At 32.5% G+C, this 19,063-nt stretch carries 17 protein-coding genes; 13 read left to right on the top strand and 4 right to left on the bottom strand.

Going from position 1 to position 19,063, the window contains the following annotated elements; all coding sequences use genetic code 11:
• Window positions 1-32: 32 nt before the first annotated feature.
• The 6 genes from ACTPNM_RS05175 (at window position 33) to ACTPNM_RS05150 (ending at window position 6,354) form a co-directional block, all read left to right on the top strand.
• The gene (locus tag ACTPNM_RS05175) at window positions 33-1,955 is read left to right on the top strand and encodes a CocE/NonD family hydrolase (RefSeq protein WP_440120884.1); all 1,923 of its coding nucleotides are present in this window, start codon (window positions 33-35) and stop codon (window positions 1,953-1,955) included.
• A gap of 129 nt (window positions 1,956-2,084) precedes the next feature.
• Window positions 2,085-3,167, top strand: coding sequence for a serine hydrolase domain-containing protein (locus ACTPNM_RS05170; protein ID WP_440120883.1), 1,083 nt, complete (start codon window positions 2,085-2,087; stop codon window positions 3,165-3,167).
• Between the two features lie 186 nt (window positions 3,168-3,353).
• A complete protein-coding gene (locus ACTPNM_RS05165) occupies window positions 3,354-4,163 on the top strand; it encodes an META domain-containing protein (RefSeq protein ID WP_440120882.1) in 810 nt (269 codons plus the stop codon).
• Window positions 4,164-4,180: 17 nt separating this feature from the next.
• Window positions 4,181-4,861 carry an aspartate/glutamate racemase family protein gene (locus ACTPNM_RS05160; protein WP_440120881.1) on the top strand — a complete coding sequence of 227 codons (681 nt, stop codon included), beginning with the start codon at window positions 4,181-4,183 and terminating at the stop codon, window positions 4,859-4,861.
• Window positions 4,862-4,981: 120 nt separating this feature from the next.
• The gene (locus ACTPNM_RS05155; RefSeq protein WP_440120880.1) at window positions 4,982-5,641 is read left to right on the top strand and encodes an SDR family NAD(P)-dependent oxidoreductase; all 660 of its coding nucleotides are present in this window, start codon (window positions 4,982-4,984) and stop codon (window positions 5,639-5,641) included.
• 53 nt (window positions 5,642-5,694) lie between these two features.
• On the top strand, window positions 5,695-6,354 hold the full coding sequence (locus ACTPNM_RS05150) for a VOC family protein (protein WP_440120879.1): 660 nt from the start codon (window positions 5,695-5,697) through the stop codon (window positions 6,352-6,354).
• A gap of 94 nt (window positions 6,355-6,448) precedes the next feature.
• On the opposite strand, the gene ACTPNM_RS05145 is transcribed toward ACTPNM_RS05150, so the two are convergent.
• A complete protein-coding gene (locus ACTPNM_RS05145) occupies window positions 6,449-7,189 on the bottom strand; it encodes an SDR family oxidoreductase (RefSeq protein WP_440120878.1) in 741 nt (246 codons plus the stop codon).
• A 98-nt stretch (window positions 7,190-7,287) separates the two neighbouring features.
• On the opposite strand from ACTPNM_RS05145, the gene ACTPNM_RS05140 reads away from it, so the two are divergent.
• The 4 genes from ACTPNM_RS05140 to ACTPNM_RS05125 all read left to right on the top strand — a co-directional run bounded on the left by ACTPNM_RS05140 (window position 7,288) and on the right by ACTPNM_RS05125 (window position 13,399).
• Window positions 7,288-7,632 (top strand): winged helix-turn-helix transcriptional regulator, encoded by a 345-nt coding sequence (locus tag ACTPNM_RS05140; protein ID WP_273694873.1) that lies wholly within the window; start codon window positions 7,288-7,290, stop codon window positions 7,630-7,632.
• A gap of 232 nt (window positions 7,633-7,864) precedes the next feature.
• A complete protein-coding gene (locus ACTPNM_RS05135) occupies window positions 7,865-9,883 on the top strand; it encodes a hypothetical protein (protein WP_440120877.1) in 2,019 nt (672 codons plus the stop codon).
• Between the two features lie 199 nt (window positions 9,884-10,082).
• Window positions 10,083-12,821 (top strand): NB-ARC domain-containing protein, encoded by a 2,739-nt coding sequence (locus ACTPNM_RS05130; RefSeq protein WP_440120876.1) that lies wholly within the window; start codon window positions 10,083-10,085, stop codon window positions 12,819-12,821.
• A gap of 149 nt (window positions 12,822-12,970) precedes the next feature.
• A complete protein-coding gene (locus tag ACTPNM_RS05125; RefSeq protein ID WP_440120875.1) occupies window positions 12,971-13,399 on the top strand; it encodes a hypothetical protein in 429 nt (142 codons plus the stop codon).
• A 135-nt stretch (window positions 13,400-13,534) separates the two neighbouring features.
• On the opposite strand, the gene aat is transcribed toward ACTPNM_RS05125, so the two are convergent.
• Together aat and ACTPNM_RS05115 are read right to left on the bottom strand one after the other, a co-directional pair.
• Window positions 13,535-14,158, bottom strand: a complete 624-nt coding sequence (gene aat, locus ACTPNM_RS05120) for a leucyl/phenylalanyl-tRNA--protein transferase (RefSeq protein WP_440120874.1) — start codon at window positions 14,156-14,158, stop codon at window positions 13,535-13,537.
• Between the two features lie 323 nt (window positions 14,159-14,481).
• Window positions 14,482-15,861 (bottom strand): short-chain fatty acid transporter, encoded by a 1,380-nt coding sequence (locus ACTPNM_RS05115; protein WP_440120873.1) that lies wholly within the window; start codon window positions 15,859-15,861, stop codon window positions 14,482-14,484.
• A 65-nt stretch (window positions 15,862-15,926) separates the two neighbouring features.
• Between ACTPNM_RS05115 and ACTPNM_RS05110 the strand changes: the two genes are divergently transcribed.
• The 3 genes from ACTPNM_RS05110 (at window position 15,927) to ACTPNM_RS05100 (ending at window position 18,460) form a co-directional block, all read left to right on the top strand.
• A complete protein-coding gene (locus ACTPNM_RS05110; protein WP_440120872.1) occupies window positions 15,927-17,483 on the top strand; it encodes an NAD(P)/FAD-dependent oxidoreductase in 1,557 nt (518 codons plus the stop codon).
• An 80-nt stretch (window positions 17,484-17,563) separates the two neighbouring features.
• Window positions 17,564-18,199, top strand: a complete 636-nt coding sequence (locus tag ACTPNM_RS05105) for a YqaA family protein (RefSeq protein ID WP_121146097.1) — start codon at window positions 17,564-17,566, stop codon at window positions 18,197-18,199.
• 12 nt (window positions 18,200-18,211) lie between these two features.
• Window positions 18,212-18,460: a DUF1456 family protein gene (locus ACTPNM_RS05100; protein ID WP_273694884.1), complete on the top strand. Its 249-nt coding sequence runs from the start codon at window positions 18,212-18,214 to the stop codon at window positions 18,458-18,460.
• 234 nt (window positions 18,461-18,694) lie between these two features.
• Here the strand turns inward: ACTPNM_RS05100 and ACTPNM_RS05095 are convergent, their stop codons facing one another.
• A complete protein-coding gene (locus ACTPNM_RS05095; protein ID WP_125068815.1) occupies window positions 18,695-19,060 on the bottom strand; it encodes a DUF3127 domain-containing protein in 366 nt (121 codons plus the stop codon).
• Window positions 19,061-19,063 lie beyond the last annotated feature (3 nt).

Raw genomic sequence — 19,063 nt, 5'->3', positions numbered from 1 at the left:
TACATTTACCTTCCATCTACTAAAAAACTATAATGAAAAAAAACTTACTTTTATTATTTATACTAGCAATCTCATTTGCTAGCTGCACAAAAAAAACAACAGCAAAGAAAGCTGAAAAGACAGAAAACACTTACGTAAAAGACCATTACACTAAAAAAGAGGTAAAAATTACAATGAGAGATGGCGTAAAACTTCATGCCACTATCTACTCACCAAAAGACACTAGTAAAACCTACCCTATTTTGTTACAACGTACTCCGTATAGTTGTCAACCTTATGGAGAAGATAAATTCAGAAAAAAAATTGGTCCAAACCCAGTTTTAATGAAAGAGGGTAATATTATCGTATATCAAGATGTTCGTGGACGTTGGATGAGTGAAGGAGTATACGACAACATGCGTGCTTACATTCCAAATAAAACAGAAAAACAAGCCGATGAAACTACAGATACCTATGACACTATTGATTGGTTAGTTAATAATGTAGCAAACAATAATGGCAAGGTAGGTACATGGGGAATTTCATACCCTGGTCACTACGCTACTGTTTCAACCATTGATGCGCATCCAGCTTTAAAAGCAGCTTCACCACAAGCTTGTATTGGAGATTTCTTTTTTGATGATTTCCACCATAACGGAGCTTTCTTATTGAGCTACTTTAAAGCCATTTCTTTATTTGGTACATACAAAGATCAACCTACCGATTCTGCTTGGTACTCATTTCCTGATATGAAAACTCAAGACCAATATCAGTTTTTCTTAGATAAAGGACCTCTTAAAAACTTAAACGAATATTTTCAGTACGATAAGTTAGACACTAAAGTTGTTGAAAATAAAGAACGTATTGATGATTTCTTTTGGAAAGAAATTGTAGAGCACCCTAATTACGACTCAGTATGGCAAAGTAAAGGAATCATTCAACATTTAGATAAGGTTCCATCTACTGTAGCGACGATGATTGTTGGAGGTGAATTTGATGCTGAAGACTTATATGGTCCATTAGAAACTTACAAAAACATTGAAAAAAATCAACCAAACAACTATAATACAATCGTTTTTGGACCTTGGGATCATGGCGGATGGTCTAGAAATAAAGTAGCTAACAAAGTTGGTAACTACTACTTTGGAGATTCAATCTCTTTAAAATTTCAAAAAGAGGTAGAAACCAAATTCTTCAATCATTTCTTAAAAGATGATGGTTCTAAAAACTCAGGATTACCAGAAGCTTATGTTTTTGATACAGGTAAAAAAACGTGGAAATCTTACGATGCATGGCCACCAAAAAATGCTCAAAAACAAACATTTTTCCTTTCAGAAAACCAAGAATTAACAGCAACTCAAAAAGGAAATAACAAGGTTAGTTTTATTAGTGACATTAAGCGACCTGTACCTTATTCAGAAGACATAAAAACAGTATTCACTCCACGTAAATACATGACAGATGACCAACGTTTTGCTGCTCGTAGACCTGATGTATTGGTATTTGAAACAGATGTTTTAACCGAAGACTTTACACTTGCAGGTGATATTTTAGCAAAACTACAAGTAGCTACCACGGGTTCTGCTGCCGATTGGATTGTTAAGATTGTTGATGTGCATCCTGCTGATTTAAAAAACGACAACAAAGAAATGCAACCACATTTAAAACTGAGCAACTATCATTTAATGGTACGTAGTGAAGTAATGCGTGGGCGTTTTAGAAACAGTTTTTCAGATCCAGAACCATTTACTCCAAATAAGAAAACAGCAGTGAATATTAAACTACAAGATGTTTTCCATACCTTTAAAAAAGGACACAAAATACAAATTCAAGTACAAAGTACTTGGTTTCCTTTAATTGATTTGAATCCGCAAACTTATGTAGATAATATTTATAAGGCAGACGAAAAAGACTTTAAAACACAAACACACTCAGTATTTACTGACTCTAGCATAGAGTTTACTGTGTTAAAATAAAAGTGAACTTTTTCTATTTAAAAACTTACAATACCTAAGAGTATTGTGAGTTTTTTTTTACGCTCTTTTAGCTATTTCTGTCTTAAATTTTAATTCTACTACCTCTAATAACAAAACTCTCAGCACAAAATGAAAAAAATAATCATTCTAACAGTTTTCATTCTTTTTAATAGTTGTAATTCAAAAAATACTAAGCCTTTAACTACAGAGAAAATAAACAACATTGTAAACAAAGAGGTGAATAATTTTTTAAAACCTCCATATACCTCTTTATCTTGTGTTCTATACATAGATGGAGTATCACATCAATTTCACTTCGGTGAGTTAATTGATAAAAGTAAAGCAACCAATGAAACCCTATATGAAATAGGGTCTTTAACCAAAACCTATACAGGGTTATTACTTTCTCAAGCTGTTTATGATAAAAAAGTTAATCTTGAAAATAACATACAAACATATCTACATGACAGTTACCCTAACTTAAAACTATACAATAATGCTCCTATAACCTTACGTCATTTAATAACTCATACTTCTGGACTTCCTTTCAACATTAATTGTACAGACAACAATGCTCCTGTAGAAGAACAAATTAAATGTTTTGAGTCTTTTACCAAAGAAGATTTCTTTACCAAATTAAAAAACATAAAACTAACTCACGCAACCGGAAAAGATTATAACTATTCAAATGCCGGAGTACAACTTGTTGGATATATATTAGAAAACGTTTATCAGTTATCTTTTCAAGAACTATTAGAAAAATACGTTTTCTTTCGCTCAAAAGAACAACAAACAAGCTATAACATAAACAACAAGCTTCCTGTTTTAAAAGGTATGAATAATGAACAACAACCTATGCCTTTAATAAACAGTTTTTACAAGCATGCAGGAAGTTTGGTTTCCTCTACAAGCTCAATACAAAACTACCTTAAAATGTATTTAGAAAGTAATGATCCAGTTATAAAACAAGCCATGAATAAGTTAGCTGGCAACAACCAACATGGTAGAGCCTATGCTTGGAATACTTATAATTATGATAGCTACAAAAAAATGCTTTATCATAATGGCGGAACTTTTGGTCATTCTTCTTGGGCTGCTCTTTACCCTAACCAGAAAGTTGGCATTTTTTTAGTAACAAATAGTATTAATAATCAATCTCAAGGTGATTTAAACGAGCTTTCTAACAAAATAATTGATAAAGTTATGGAGTAACGCAACCTTTTTACAGTCTATACATCTATTTTAAAATATATAGACTATAAAGCAAATAAACCTCTCACTCAACCAACGCATAAACAACTGAACAACAACATAAAAACACTAAAAACATCAATATTTACCAATTACAAATATTAAAATATTCCCCTATATTTAACATACTATAAAACAAGCTTACTTATGAAAAACCTTATACCTATACTTCTTAGTGCCTGCATAGCAATTTCAGCATGTTCTAATAAAAAAGATAAAAAAACTCCTATAAACAAAACAGTTACTACTGATTCTGTTCAAAAAATATCAACTGTAACTTCGAAAAAAACAATAACTGATGCTTATTTCAAAGCACATGGAGTTGAACCTTTTTGGAACTTAACCATTTCTGATAACATGATTAAGCTAAAAACACTTCATGATTCAGACTCTATTCTTACACCGCATACAGAACCTATCTATGCTCAAGACAGTAATGTAAAAATGTATAATTTACAAACTGAATTAGCTGAGGTTCGTATTCAAATTAATCAAATGGAATGTATCAATGCTATGTCTGGTAAGTCATTCCCTTACTCGGTAACTATAAACTATAAAAAAGGAAAAGATACTGATTACACTACCTTAGAAGGGTGTGGGCAATACATCACTAACTATCGATTGCACGATATCTGGGCATTAGAAGAATTAAATAGCGTAAAAGTTAGTAAAGAAGATTTCGGAAAAGAATTACCATATATAGAAATAAACACTGCAAAAAACACCTTTATGGGAACTTCAGGGTGTAACAGAGTTACAGGTAAACTTTTTTCTGAAAGAGAAAGAATTCGATTTACTAATATTGCCTCAACAGAAATGTTATGCCTTAAAGGAGGCGAAAAAGAACAAGAATTTACTAAAGCCCTAGCAAGTACCATTTCTTATAAAATAGCAAACAACCGACTAACGCTTTTAAATCCTGATAAAACCTTATTAGTATTCAAAAAAGTAGACTAACTAATTAAACTACAAAAATGAAAAAGATAGGATTAGTAGGAGGTATTAGTTGGACCTCAACCTTAGATTATTACAAATACATAAATGAGGGAATCAACCAAAGGTTAGGTGGCTTAAGTTCTGCTGAATGTTTAATTTACTCACTAAACTTTTCAGATGTTCAAAACAAAGGATGGACAAACTCTTTTGATCTAATTTATAATGCCTGTACAAACTTAGCATCTAGTAGTGTAGATGCTATAGTTTTAGGCGCAAATACAGCACATTTATTTGCTGATGAAATTCAATCAAAAATTAATATTCCTATTATCCATATTGCAGAAGCAACTGCTAAAGAAATAAAAAAAGAAAAGCTGAGTAAAGTAGGATTATTAGGAACAAAGTTCACAATGGAAATGGACTTCTATAAAAACAAACTAAAAGAAAACAACATTGAAACCATTATTCCATCTGAAAAAAAAGACATTGAAGAAATACAACATATTGTAAAAAATGAACTTGGAAAAGGAATTGTAAACAACCAATCTAAACTAAAATTTAGACGATACGCAAATGATTTAATAGAACAAGGAGCAGAAGGAATTATTTTAGGTTGTACTGAAATTCCTATGTTAATTGAACAAAACGATTTTGAATTTCCTGTATTTGACACCACCAAAATACACGTTAAAAATATTATTGATTTTGCTTTAACATAGTTTACTAATCTTTATAAGAAAAAGCTATAAAAGACAATAAAATAACTATGCTATTACCTCCCTAATAGGCATAATTTTCAATAGGTTTGATACACTAACACTTTATAAATCTAACCGATAATGAAAACTGGAATAATAACTGGGTGCAGTAGAGGAATTGGATTTGCTATTGCTAACCTATTAACTGAAAACCTCAACTATAAAATTATTGGAACCTCTACTTCTGGAAACTCTCCAATTACAAAGTCAAATTTTGAAGCCTATCAGCTAAATCTTTCAAAAAGTGATTCCATAGATAATTTTATAAAAAAGATTGAAAACACTAAGATTGACTTTCTTATTAACAATGCTGGTATCTTATTAGAAAACTGGAATGATGCATCCATAAACATTGAACAATTAAAACATACGTTTAATGTAAATTTATTTGGAACAATTGAATTAACCGAAAAATTAATTACTAACTTTAAAAGAGGTGGACAAATAGTTAATATTACATCTGACTGGGGTTCTTTTAGCGAAAAGAATTTTGATGAATTTCAACCTCATTATAAAATGTCAAAAGCTGCTTTGAATATGTACACAAAGCTATTAGCTAAAAGACTCGAAAAACAACAGATAATTGTTTCTGCTCTTGATCCTGGATGGACACAAACCGATATGGGAGGAAATGAAGCTTCTAGAAAACCTAATGATGTTGCAACAGATGTTAGAAATTTAATAACTAACAATTCTAAGAGTGGATATTTTTGGCACCAAGGAAATATCAGAGAATGGTAAAACACTATGCTTTTACTTAATTAAAGTTAATTCAAAACTTAAAAGCTACCAAGATGACACTAAACGAAATTGAACTAAAAACGATTGATATAAAACCAATCAAAGATTTTTATGCAAATGTCATGGAGCTTCCAACTACACAGATTGATGATAAATCAATTCGTATTAAAATTGGCACTTCTTCTTTAAAATTTATTGAAGACTCTAAAAAAAACTTACCTGCATATCATTTAGCTTTTAACATCCCCGAAAATAAGTTACAAGAAGCTATTAACTGGTCAATAAACAAGGTTGAATTTGTAAAAAAGGAAAATGAAGTGTTGATTACCAACTTCGAGAATTGGAATGCCAATTCAGTATATTTTTTTGATGCTGTTGGAAATATATTAGAGTTTATTGCTCGACACGATTTAGACAATACCGCTACAGAACAATTTAATAGTAATCAAATCTTAAACATAAGTGAGTTTGGAATTGTTAAAGATCAACCTGATGTTTATGGAAAATATTTAATTGACACCTATGGACTAAGTTTATTTGAAAAAAATCATAACAGTGAAACATTTACAGCTATTGGCGATGACAACGGATTATTAATCATCGTTAAAACCAACCGAAATTGGTATCCAACTGAAACCACTTCTAAAGCTAGTTGGGCAAACATTAAATTGATCAACTCAGGCACAGAAACAATTTTAAAGATAAGAGAGTAACGTACTAAACATTTTCCCTTATAAACAATATAAACAGGCTAAAAAGCCTATTTATATATGTCCTCTTGCACAAGCAATTATTGGTATTTAAAAGTTAAAGCGACGTTCCACCATCAACAATAATTTTCTCATTTCTTAAAACTTGGGATTTATCTGAAAGTAGAAATTCAACAATTGGAGCAATATCTGTTGGTTGAACAATTCTACCAATAGGAGAAGTACTTGAAAAATGCTCTAAAAGATTGTCAATAGCTTCATCACTCATTCCTGACTTTTTCTGAATTGGACTCTCTGTAACTCCTGGACTTACCACATTTACCCTAATTCCTTTATCAGCAAGCTCTATATTTAAAACTCTCGCTATACTTTCCAAAGCCGCTTTACTAGCTGTATACACACTTGTATTAGAAAAAGATTTAAAAACAACAATAGAAGTATTTAAAACAACACTTGAAGGATTTTTAAGAATTGGAATAAATTTTTGAACTGTAAAAAAAGCTCCTTTAAAATTAATATTCATTGTTTCATCAAACAGTTGTTCAGAAGTTTCTTCAAAACTAGAAGCTTTAAAAATACCTGCATTTACAAACAATCCATCAATCTTTCCAAATTCTTTTTTAACCTTAGCTACTAAATTATCAATCTCAACTAATGAAGATGTGTCTGATAAAATACCAACTGAATTATTTCCTAAAACAGCAATAGCTTTATCTAAGTTCTCTTTCGTTCTTCCTGTTATTATTACTCTATAATTTAAACTTAATAAGTACTCTGCACAAGCAAAACCAATCCCTGATGTTCCTCCTGTAATTACTATAATTTTATTATTCATCATATGTTTTTTTTTGCAAAATTGGCGAATAACTTTACATTTGACAAGTACTTACCTTTTAGTAAGTAACTGACCTACAAGTCGGAAAAATGTATTTTTATATGAAAACAGAAGAAAAAATAATTGAAAAAAAATATCAGCAAGCTAAAGAATGTCCAATAACCATATTTATGGAACAAATTGGAGGAAAGTGGAAACCTGTAATCATTTGGCTTTTACTTTTAAATGAAGTAATGCGATTTAACGAACTAGATAAAGCTATTGATGGTATTAGCCAAAAAATGTTATCTCAACAATTAAAAGACCTCGAAAAATTAAATATAGTAAATAGGAAAGTATATCCAGTAATCCCTCCTAAAGTTGAATATAGCCTAACTGAAAAAGGAAAATCTTTAAAAGAAAACTTAACTATGATAATGGAGTGGAGTAACAAAAACCTAAGATAAACTTCGCAAACTAAAAATACTATTAAGCAACCTACTACTGCTTTCATTTTTATACTTTAAAAGTGTACTCTTATACCTTAATATTAAGGTATAAGAACATCAATACTACCTATACTCACTAGTTATTAGTAACTTGTAAAATAATTCTGCTATTGAATTCACACATTTAAAATTCACTGACAATTTTATTGTCATATCAAACCCTTTCTAAACATTAAAACTAACTAAAGCTATGTCTAATCAAACCACTATTAAAGGAGATGTATTGTTTAACCAATCTAATAATGTTACTACAATTGTAAAATTATGGGAAGCAAACAATAAAAATGCAATTGGTGAGCATATCATTGCTCCAGAAGCAAAAGGTAAATTCACCATAAAAGCAACTCCTAAATCAAAAGACACTGTTCTCTACATCACTGCCGAACTACAAAATTCTAAAGTAGTACTACTCTCTGTACTGTCACCTAATTTTGAAGAAGACATTACAAAAAAAGGCATTGTCGTAAATGAGTTAACTACAGTAGCATCTGCTTTTACCTGCGCTCAATTTTTTAACGGACTTCAGTTAACTGGGAATCTACATGGAATAAGAATTGCCGCTAAAAACACTCCTAACCTTATCAATCCTGTAACAGGAACGTATGGAAAGGTGTTAATGGATCCTTTTAACATCACACAAAACGAAACACTAGCGCGATTAAATACATTAGCAGCATTAATCACAGCCTACGGAACGGTAGAGATTGAAGGATACAATTGGAAGGAAAATTTCTTGAAGCACACAACACCATTAGGAGGTAAAAAACCACAAAATACTGCCGAAGCTATAATTGGTGTCGCCCAATCTCCTTGGCTGTATCCAGCAGATTTATTTCATCTTTTTGACAAAGCCTATCCATCACCAGAAGATGGTTTCCCTGCCAAACCTAACAGCAAAGTTCCTACAAGTCGACGCAATGCTCCTTTTGTACCTTATTTAAGTTTTGCACCAGAAGATTTTGCCATGATTTTAGCTTTTGGTCAAGGGGGAATCTGCGCTCCAGGAAAACTTTCTCTTGATAAAGAAGGTAACTTATGGACAGGTTTAAACTGGATGCCAGGAGCTCAAAATGGTGTATACCAAGGTATCGGTGGCGGACTTGTAAAGTTAGACTCTACAGGAAAATTAGTATCACCTCCTGTTACTGGTTACACAGGTATGAACGTTGATGGTGCTGGTTGGGGTACCGCTGTTACCAAAGATGGCACTTGTTGGGTAACAAGTTTTAACGGAGCTATTGGTGTGTATAAACTAGAAGACGGTTCACCAATCGTTGAAAAAGTCCCTGAACACTTAGCTGAAGCCCTAAATGAAATTGGAGGCTTGCAAGGTATTGGAGTAGCTCCGAATGGTAATGTTTGGATTGTTGGAACCTCATCTAACATCATGCTACATTTTCCTGAGGGAGACCTTACCAAAGGTAGAGTTGTTATAAATGAAAAGCTCAATGAATCGCTTTCTGCTCCGTTTGCAGCTTCTATAGACACTAATAATCGTGTATGGATTAGTAATACCAATGGTGTATCGCTAGTTCGTTATTCTCCTTCTGAAAAAAACAGACCTGTAGAACGTTTTATTCTTGCAGGTGGCGGACGCGGTGTTGCTTTAGATTCCAAAGGAAATTGTTGGGTAGCCTGTAATACAAGTCCAGACTTTCCTCATACCACTACCACAGATGGCGTTTCTATTATTGAAGGATTTGCCCTTGGATATCCGCATTTACAACAAACAGTGGGACGCAAACATAAAACAGGTTCCGTTTTTATGATTCCTGCGGATGCTAAACCTATAGACACCATTGATAAAATTACCCACGAATCTAATTTAACACCTTACGGAGATGGTAAACTAAACGCACCTTGGGGAGTATCTATTGATGGGAACGATGATGTTTGGGTTGCCAACTTTATGGGAAGAGGCGTATCGTTTATGGCGGGTGCTTCTCCAACTGGACGTACCGAAGATTTTACTACAGGAGATGTGATTCACACCATTCATTCAGGTAGTATACAAATGTTGACCGATGTAGTAGTTGACCAAGCAGGAAACCTTTGGTGTGCCAATAACTGGAACCTACCTCAAACGGTGATGGAAGCAAAACCTGACCCTGCTTATTCTACTTGGGGTGGTGGCTCTGGTGTCGTGGTTGTTTACGGAATAGCCAAACCTGCTCAAACTCCACTTACAGGTCCAGTGAATGCTGTTTAAAACCTATAATACTAAATAAGCGTCTTTAAAACAGACGCTTATTTAACTAACCCTATTGAATTAAACTCTTAGTACTCTTTTATTTTTTATATTTGGATAAAAAAGTGCTATTATACCTCCATATCATTCGTATAAAAACACTAAAAGCACTTATATAAACAAGTTAGCAAAAATTAAAAAAACACCCCAGAAATCAAGAATGTCAAGACTTAGGGAACATTTTATAAATACATTCGCTACAGAAATAAGTAGTCTGAATGGAACAGATTTTGAATATTTATGTAAACCATTAATGCACTTAATTCTAAAAGATAATATTTTACACAAAGGGCATAACCTTTATGGTAAACCAGTAGGATATACCGCAGATTTTATAGCTGACGATTACAAAGTAATAGGACAATGTGGAACAGAACCAAATTATTTTTCTGATTTTTCAAAACCTATTCACGACATTGATAGGTGCATTATAAACCATTCAAAATGTAAAACCGTTTATTTATTTGCCAATCAAAGAGCTAGTGGAGGAAAATTAACGAAACTAGATGCTGAAATAACAAAAAAGAATTATTCTCAAACAATTGAAATTTATGATTCAGAAAAACTAGCGAATATCGTTATTGATAATATTACTAATTCATCAAAAGTTGAAGAAGTTCTTAATTATCTTCCTAAAACATTTGAGTATTATAAAATTCTACCTCAAACCAATAAACTTCCTTCTTTCAAAAATAAATATCACTCAAGAAATGAGGAGAATGTGCTTATTAACAAACTAGCGAATCAAGATTTCATTCAAATTTATGGTATAAGTGGAATTGGTAAATCAGAATTATCAATAAGTATAGGAGAAAAATTAAAAGAAAATTTTGATAGTGTAATTTGGGTTGATGGAGACGAAATAAATGAGGATAATTTATCATTAACTTCAATTCAAATTTCAAAATTTAAAAACAAACTTAATCTTAACTTTTTTCTGCAAGAATTTAAAGTATTGTTGATTGTAGACAATTTAAACTCAAATGTCTTAGAATTTATTGAATTATTCAAATCAATAAATAAAAAGAAATCAAAATGCATTATAACGTCATTACAACGTGATTTAGGTAATAGCGATTCTTTTGCTTTAGCTTTTCTAGACGACCAAATTGCAAAAGACATTCTATTAAATACAAGTACAGTACCGACAACAGACCAAATAGATATAATTCTAAATGAAATAAAGGGATACCCTCTTGTTTTAAATCTCATTAAATCAAGTATAGAAGTTGATGAGTTTACTTGGGAAGATATCATCAACGAAATTGACACATTAAAAGATTTTACAGATTCTAAAAATCAAAAGCTATCAAAAAGAATAATTGGCAAATTCCTTGAATCATTTCAAAAAGAACTTCAATGGATTAGTGCTTTAGGTAGTAGAAAAATTAGTAGACATTTTCTGTTACATTTAATAGGTAAAAGAGGAATTATTCAACTTGAAAAAAGGTCACTTATTCACATCCGAGATTTATATTTTTATGACATTCATCAGTTAATCTTGGATTCAATAATTTCAGAGGTTGGAAGCATTGACCAAATTACTATTCAAGAAGGTTTGAAAGATTATCTATTTCAAAATAACGAAATAAAATCAATTGGATATTTCAACTTTATGCTAACACATAATGATTTTGTTAATGACATATTTAATAAATTATCATCTAATTCAGAATTAAGAAAAATAATACTGTATGCCTTCATTCAAACAAGAGATTCATTTAATTCACCTGAATGGTTCATTAAACAGCTTAAAACAATAGATTTTAGTATTGATGATAACTATTATGATTTATTACTCTTTATTGAATTAGCTGAAATTGAATTATTTCAAATAGAGAAAAAAAGTAAAGATTATAGCTCAAAATGCAATGAAATAATAGAAAGTTTAAAACCAATTCTTAATCATAATCCATCGATAAAATATAAAACACTTTTATTACATCATTTAGGAAAATTCTACCTAAAAAATGGAAATGATGAAGAGGCAGAAAAATATTTTCAAAAAGTTATAAACTTAGATTCCGAAGCAGATTATTGCCGCTTACAATTAGCTCGTTTATATGCAAATCAAAAGAAATTAGATAAATGTGAGACAGAAATAAATTTTGTTCTCGATAAGGAAATAGAATTATCAAAACAGTCGTTAGCTATATTGCTTTCGTTTTATGAGCTTTTGTCAAAACATGAATTAGGCAAATTGAGAACAAAGTTTATAGATAGAAATCTCGATACATTCGTTCAGATAATTCTTAATTCTATTGACTCTAGCTTCGAGCAAACTTATCGTGTAATCGAAAAATTATCTAGCCATTTAAGCTATATGCTTAGAGACACCTACACCGAAATTTGTGATATGCTGCCTTTTCCATCTAATATAGACGAAAACAGAGGGCTTAGATTTGCATTTGCGAAAATAAAACTCAGCCAATACAAGTTATTAAAATACTCAGAGAATCCGGATAAGAACAAAATGGACACAATATTTGATACGTCTTTGAAATATTTTAAAACTATTGATTTTGATAATGATTTTGAAAGAAAGCAATTATTGAACTTATACATTGCTTCAGGAGATTTTGAATCGGCTTTTGATTTCACACAAGAATATGAGAAAAAAGAGGACCCTTTTTATTTACAAACCCTTTGCAAAATAGAAAGAGGTAGAAATAATTTAAATGAATCTTTAAAGGCAATTGATTTAGCAATTAGTAATGGTATTAACTTAAAGTCATTTTTTAAAGCTGCTTTTTTAAATGATAAAGCAGAAACTCTCTTTGAAATGAAAAATAAAGAATGTATCGCTGTACTTAATGAAGCAATAGAACTACAGAATACAGAAAAGACTAAAGATACTTGGAACAATAAATTAAACAATTGGAAAGAAGAACTTAAATAACTTTTGCTAACAATGTATAACCGCAATTACAGCGGATTCGACTACGTTCGAATCCACTCGGAATTGCTAAAGTCTGTGCTAAACCAAAAATAAACGCTAATTTACCCCGTAACTGACGGTTATACGAGACCGTTGGCAAACATTAAAAAATGACGCAAAAAAGTATAAAAAATATTATCTCTAATTTAGAAAACAATAAAAAAGAAGAAGCTTTTTTTGGATTCTATAATCTAGATGGAGATGAATACAGTACAACTATTAAGGCAAATAGACAAGGACTTGAACTATTCTCTGCTGAACTTTTAAAAGCAAGTATTGAAATTGAAAATAGAGATTTTAAAAACGGAGAAATTGAACCTTATGAAATTGATATTAGTTGGACAGACTTAAATGCGGATTTTTACTTTGAGAGCATTGAACTGACTAAAAAAATAAAAACAATCGAAGAAAAAATCTTTCCTGAATATAAAGAAACGTGGAAAGATAAACTCTATAAATGTTTTATAGGGGGAGCTATAATTTGTCTAATGTTAATATTAATTATTGGATCTATAACCGTGCTAAAGTGGATATTTTAAAAACATCGATTTGCCAACAAGGACTAAAATTTATTGTGTCTACTCTCCCATCCAAAACTTATTGTATATTTACTCGGTTTGATTTATTCCCGTTTGTCCTTCGAACGAAACTCACAACAAATCTTAGTCAGAAGTTCACAACCACCTCAAAAACTCCTCTCTAGGAATTTCTCTCGCACCTAAACTTGCCAGATGGTCATTATATACTTGGCAATCGATGAGTTTGTAGTCTCCCTTTTGTGCTAAATGGATAAATGCAACTTTGCTCATATTGCTTACTTTACTAAACATACTTTCGCCACAAAATACCCCGTTTCCTAAATCTACTCCGTACAAACCTGCAACAAGTTTGTCGTCCATCCATACCTCAATAGATTTTGCATAGCCTTTGTCGTGTAAGTTTATATAAGCATCTTCCATTTCATCGGTAATCCAAGTACCTAATTGATCAAAACGATTGATGTGTCGACAATTAAAAATAACATCGTCAAAAACTTTATTTTCCGTTATCGTGAAACCACCTTTTCGCAATACCTGTTTCATCGATTTTGAAATCTTCACTTCCTCAGGAAATAACACCATACGCTCCCATGGAGAATACCAAACAATCGGTTCCCCTTCATTAAACCACGGAAAAATTCCATGTTGGTAGGCGTACACCAATCGTTCAACTGATAAATCACCCCCCAAAGCCAGTAAACCATCATCAGTAGCCAACTCATACGGAGGAAACTCTATTTTTTCAGAAAGCCAAATCATTCGTTACATTCTTTTTTACAAAAATACTATATCCGTGAATTCAACATAAAAGTTTTATTAATAAAAACGTGGTATAGTCGCCATCAGCGAAGTTCATTGGCATTTCCTCAACACAACGGAGCCATCAGCGAAGTTCGCTGGCATTTCCTCAACATAACGGAACCTTCAGCGAAGCTCGCTGGCGTTTCCTCAACGCAACGGAACCTTCAGCGAAGTTCGCTGGCGTTTCCTCAACACAACGAAACCATCAGCGAAGCTCGCTGACGTTTTCTCAACGCAACGGAACCTTCAGCGTGACGCGCTGAGGTTTCCTCAATAAATTCTTAAAACAAGGTAAGTCCTAACAAATAAATTACGCTACCTACCACCATTGCAATTAACGTATAGGGTAAAATTTCTTTTGCTTTTAGTTTCGTAATTCCTAATAAGGGTAATGCCCAAAAAGGCTGTAACATGTTAGTTATTTGGTCTCCGTATGCTAATGCCATAATTGCCTTAGGTAACGGAACCCCTAATTTTAATGCACTTTCTACCACAATAGGTCCTTGTACAACCCACTGTCCTCCTCCACTCGGCACAAAAATATTGACCAAACCAGCACTAAAAAAAGTAAATATGGGTAAGGTAGTTGCGGTTGCTATCGACACAAAGAAGTCAGAAATTAAAGTAACCATCCCCGTACTTTTCATCACACCCATAATACCAAAATACAATGGAAACTGAATTAAAATTCCAGAAACATCACTAATCGATTCTCCCACAGCATTGGTAAACTTTTTAAAACTTCCGTGTAGTATAATTCCCAACCCTAACATAAAAAAGTTAATCAGGTTAGGCGTAATTTTTAACTGCTGAATATCTGCCCAATAACGATAACCAAACGCTACTAAAATCAACACACCAAAAGCAATAGCTAACCATTGAGAACTATCTAGTTTTTCTGCTTGAGTCCTAACCTTTTCATCGGTATGCATTTTATATTCTGGTAAATTAATCGCTGTAGGAGTTGCTTTCTTCCCTAAAAAATAAAAGGTTGCCGATACCGCAGCTACTACCACGAAAAAAATCAGCAAATTCCACCAACTAAAAATCGTTTGAGAATAATCAATCACATCAGGTATTTGAGCTAAAACCTCATCCGAAGAAACCGATTGCATAATACTTTTTATATGTCCGCTTTCGTTAATTTTTATCGGCGCCGATCCAGAAATTCCACCATGCCAAACCATTAATCCCATATAACCCGCCGCTCCAATAATTGGATAATTTAGTTTGATATTATGTTGTTGTGCATGTTCTGCTACTTTACGTGCCAACAAAGCACCAAAAATGAGTCCTAACCCCCAATTAAAAAAAGCTACCAACATAGTAGTACAACTTACAATGGCTGCACTGTTTGCTGTGTTGGTACAGAATTTTGTTACTTTTAAAATTAAATTACTCACAGGCTTACTCAACACCAATACATGCCCTAACACCAAAATCAACATCATTTGGTAAGCAAAAACGAGTAACCCGTTAGACCAAATTCCGTTTTCCCAAAATTGTAACACCTCTAAAGAATAGGTAACTACAGAGCTTTCTGCTGGTTTTGTAAAAAACAGTGCTAATAAAAGAGTTACCAGTGTTAATAATATAGCGATGGTAAAAGGTGAGGGTAAATATTTTTTAAAAACATTTTCTATAACCTGCGTAATTTTCATAGTATAGGGTTTGATTTGCTAAAATAATTAAATAGACTGAATCTTATTTTAACTAGTTTTGCAGTATGGTAAAAGAACTTCAATTACGTGTTAATTTAGTAGAAGAACGCAAAGACAATATTTTACAGCTAAAAGCAGCTAAGAAGCTAGGTATTAATATAGCTGATATTACTAGCGTAAAGGTGTTACGTAAATCGATAGATGCACGTAAAAAAGAAGTTATTTTTAACTATAAAGTAGCGGTATACATTAACGAACCACAACCAGATACTCCTGATTATATTTTTGAATATCAAGATGTATCAAATGCGAAAGAAATTCATATTGTAGGTTTTGGTCCTGCGGGAATGTATGCGGCACTTCGTTGTATTGAGTTAGGATACAAACCTATTGTTTTAGAGCGTGGTAAAAATGTACAGGATCGTCGTAGAGATTTACGTGCTATTAACCAATTTCATGAGGTAAACCCAGACTCTAACTATTGTTTTGGTGAAGGTGGTGCAGGAACCTATTCAGACGGAAAACTATATACAAGAAGTTTAAAGCGTGGTGATGTTCGTAAAATATTTGAAAACTTAGTATATCATGGTGCTACCGATCAAATTTTAGTCGATGCACATCCGCACATAGGAACTAACAAACTTCCGAAGATTATTCAAAATATTCGTGAAACGATTTTAAAACACGGTGGAGAAGTTCATTTTGAAACTCGTGTTACTGATTTTATCGTTAAAAACAACAAGCTACAAGCTATACAACTCCAAAACGGAACGGAAATGGCTGTAAATGCTGTTGTTTTGGCTACTGGGCATTCTGCAAGAGATATATACGAGCTATTGCATAAAAAAGACATTTTACTGAAAGCAAAGTCGTTTGCTATGGGAGTTCGTGTAGAGCATCCGCAAGAAATTATCGATCAAATTCAATACAGTTGTTCAGGTCAACGTGATGAGTTATTACCTGCTGCTGCATATAGTTTAGTTCATCAAGTTGGAAACCGTGGAGTGTATTCATTCTGTATGTGTCCTGGAGGATTCATCGTTCCTGCTGCAACTGCTAATGGTGAAGTTGTAGTAAACGGAATGTCGCCTTCGCGTCGTAATAACAAGTTTGCAAATTCGGGAATCGTTGTTGAAATTAATGTTGACAAAGATTTACCGAAGTATGAGAAATATGGAGTTTTAAGAGGCTTACAATATCAAAAAGATTTAGAAAAGTTAGCCTTTAACGCCGGTGGAAGAAGTCAAGTTGCCCCAGCGCAACGTTTAACTGATTTTGTTGAAGGTAGATTATCTTCTTCTTTAAATGATTGTTCGTATCAACCCGGATTGAATTCTTCTCCGCTACATTCCTTACTCCCTAAATTGATTGGAAGCAGATTACGTAAAGGTTTTGCTGCTTTCGGGCAAAAAATGCACGGTTATTATACTGCGGAAGCCAACATTGTTGGGGTGGAGTCTAGAACCTCATCACCAGTAAATATTCCGAGAAAAGAAAACCTTGAACATCCACAAATTGAAGGACTCTTTCCTTGTGGTGAAGGTGGTGGTTATGCGGGTGGTATTATTTCGGCTGCTATGGACGGTGAACGCTGTGCTGAGGCTGCCATTGCAAACCTGTAATAATTAACAAATATTTGTTGGTGTAATTTCCAATTACCTCGTACTTTTGCTATTCCTAAAAATTAGAGGCTTTTTTAGCGATGAGTAAAAAGAATAAAAAAAATAACAAAAAGAAAATAGATAAGCCGCATTATAAACGTTTACACAACTACTATAATCGCACTGGTTTTTACATGTTCATTTGGATTAGCTTGAAGAAAGCTTTTTGGCCAATTGTTGGAGCTGTTGTTGGTATATTATTATTTAACAAGTATGTTTATAATATTAACGATGGTTTACAACATATGACCGAAACTTTTTCTAGAACGGGAGTTTTAGTTACTTTTTTTATTTCTGAAACAATTTTAGGATTAATTCCGCCAGAGATTTTTATCGCATGGTCTAAGAAAACAGCCGACCCTATTGTAAATATTTCTTTGTTAGCTACCTTATCTTATTTAGGAGGTTTGTGTGCTTATTTTATAGGTAGAGCTTCTTTAAAGATAGATTCTGTAAGAAATTACTTAGAAGTTAAAATGGCTAAAAACCTTAAAAACACTAGTAAATGGGGTGGATTTTTAATTTTAGTAGGTGCACTATTACCACTACCTTTTGCTATTAGCTGTTTAACTGCGGGTATGATTAAATACCCTTTTAAAAATGTAGTTTTTGTAGGCTTATTTCGTTTTGCTCGTTTTGCTATTTATGCATGGGCTATTTTTTCGGTAGTAAATTAACTTAAAACAATTATGGGACTAACTAACAACGACATTTTTAAAAAGCTACGAGTAGCACATAAATTAAGAGATACTGATATTATTGAAATCTGCGCTTTGGTTGATTTTAAAGTTTCTAAATCGGAAATCAACGCAATCTTTAGAAAAGAAGATCATCCTAAGTATGTGGAATGCGGAGATCAGTTTTTACGTAACTTTTTAAACGGATTAATTATTCATTTAAGAGGTCCGATGCCAGAGAAAAAGCCAAACAAAAAGTAACCACACCACTAACACTTATATAATTAAAAAACCTTCTGATTGAATCAGAAGGTTTTTATTTTCCCCTTAAATTTCTCAATCAATAATTATTTATTGAATGATTATGATACAAATATATAACTGTCTTTTGGTACATTAAAAGGGATATCCGTAAGTATAAATGTAGTTTTCCGCAAAACAAAAAAAGAGCGCAAAATTTGCGCTCTTTTTGTATTCATAGTTTTCTAAATATTCTTAGAATGGTAAATCATCTGGTTCGTTAGCAGATAAATCTGGAGCTGGCTCAAACTGGTCAGCTGGTGGAATGTTTTGTGAAGCAGCTTGTGCTAAGTTTTCAATTCTCCATCCTTGAATAGAGTTGAAGTATTTAGCTTCTCCTTGTGGGTTAATCCATTCTCTTCCTCTTAAATTAATAGAAACCTTTACATCTTGCCCTACCTGGTAACTGTTTAATAAATCACATTTATCTTGAATAAATTCAATTAATAACATTTGAGGATATTGCTCATCAGTAGTTACTACTAGTTCACGCTTTCTAAATCCGTTAGACCCAAATGTTTGTGTCTCGTTAATTAATTTAATTTTTCCTATTACTTCCATTTC

This window comes from Tenacibaculum sp. Ill (assembly GCF_051938915.1).
GTDB classification, from domain to species: domain Bacteria; phylum Bacteroidota; class Bacteroidia; order Flavobacteriales; family Flavobacteriaceae; genus Polaribacter; species Polaribacter larymnensis.
This window is presented reverse-complemented; position numbering and strand designations above follow the sequence as displayed.

Coding starts and splice junctions, on each gene's coding strand:
- ACTPNM_RS05175 (WP_440120884.1), top strand. CDS start 33: ATGAAAAAAAACTTACTTTTATTATTTATACTAGCAATCTCATTTGCT.
- ACTPNM_RS05170 (WP_440120883.1), top strand. CDS start 2,085: ATGAAAAAAATAATCATTCTAACAGTTTTCATTCTTTTTAATAGTTGT.
- ACTPNM_RS05165 (WP_440120882.1), top strand. CDS start 3,354: ATGAAAAACCTTATACCTATACTTCTTAGTGCCTGCATAGCAATTTCA.
- ACTPNM_RS05160 (WP_440120881.1), top strand. CDS start 4,181: ATGAAAAAGATAGGATTAGTAGGAGGTATTAGTTGGACCTCAACCTTA.
- ACTPNM_RS05155 (WP_440120880.1), top strand. CDS start 4,982: ATGAAAACTGGAATAATAACTGGGTGCAGTAGAGGAATTGGATTTGCT.
- ACTPNM_RS05150 (WP_440120879.1), top strand. CDS start 5,695: ATGACACTAAACGAAATTGAACTAAAAACGATTGATATAAAACCAATC.
- ACTPNM_RS05145 (WP_440120878.1), bottom strand. CDS start 7,189: ATGATGAATAATAAAATTATAGTAATTACAGGAGGAACATCAGGGATT.
- ACTPNM_RS05140 (WP_273694873.1), top strand. CDS start 7,288: ATGAAAACAGAAGAAAAAATAATTGAAAAAAAATATCAGCAAGCTAAA.
- ACTPNM_RS05135 (WP_440120877.1), top strand. CDS start 7,865: ATGTCTAATCAAACCACTATTAAAGGAGATGTATTGTTTAACCAATCT.
- ACTPNM_RS05130 (WP_440120876.1), top strand. CDS start 10,083: ATGTCAAGACTTAGGGAACATTTTATAAATACATTCGCTACAGAAATA.
- ACTPNM_RS05125 (WP_440120875.1), top strand. CDS start 12,971: ATGACGCAAAAAAGTATAAAAAATATTATCTCTAATTTAGAAAACAAT.
- aat (WP_440120874.1), bottom strand. CDS start 14,158: ATGATTTGGCTTTCTGAAAAAATAGAGTTTCCTCCGTATGAGTTGGCT.
- ACTPNM_RS05115 (WP_440120873.1), bottom strand. CDS start 15,861: ATGAAAATTACGCAGGTTATAGAAAATGTTTTTAAAAAATATTTACCC.
- ACTPNM_RS05110 (WP_440120872.1), top strand. CDS start 15,927: ATGGTAAAAGAACTTCAATTACGTGTTAATTTAGTAGAAGAACGCAAA.
- ACTPNM_RS05105 (WP_121146097.1), top strand. CDS start 17,564: ATGAGTAAAAAGAATAAAAAAAATAACAAAAAGAAAATAGATAAGCCG.
- ACTPNM_RS05100 (WP_273694884.1), top strand. CDS start 18,212: ATGGGACTAACTAACAACGACATTTTTAAAAAGCTACGAGTAGCACAT.
- ACTPNM_RS05095 (WP_125068815.1), bottom strand. CDS start 19,060: ATGGAAGTAATAGGAAAAATTAAATTAATTAACGAGACACAAACATTT.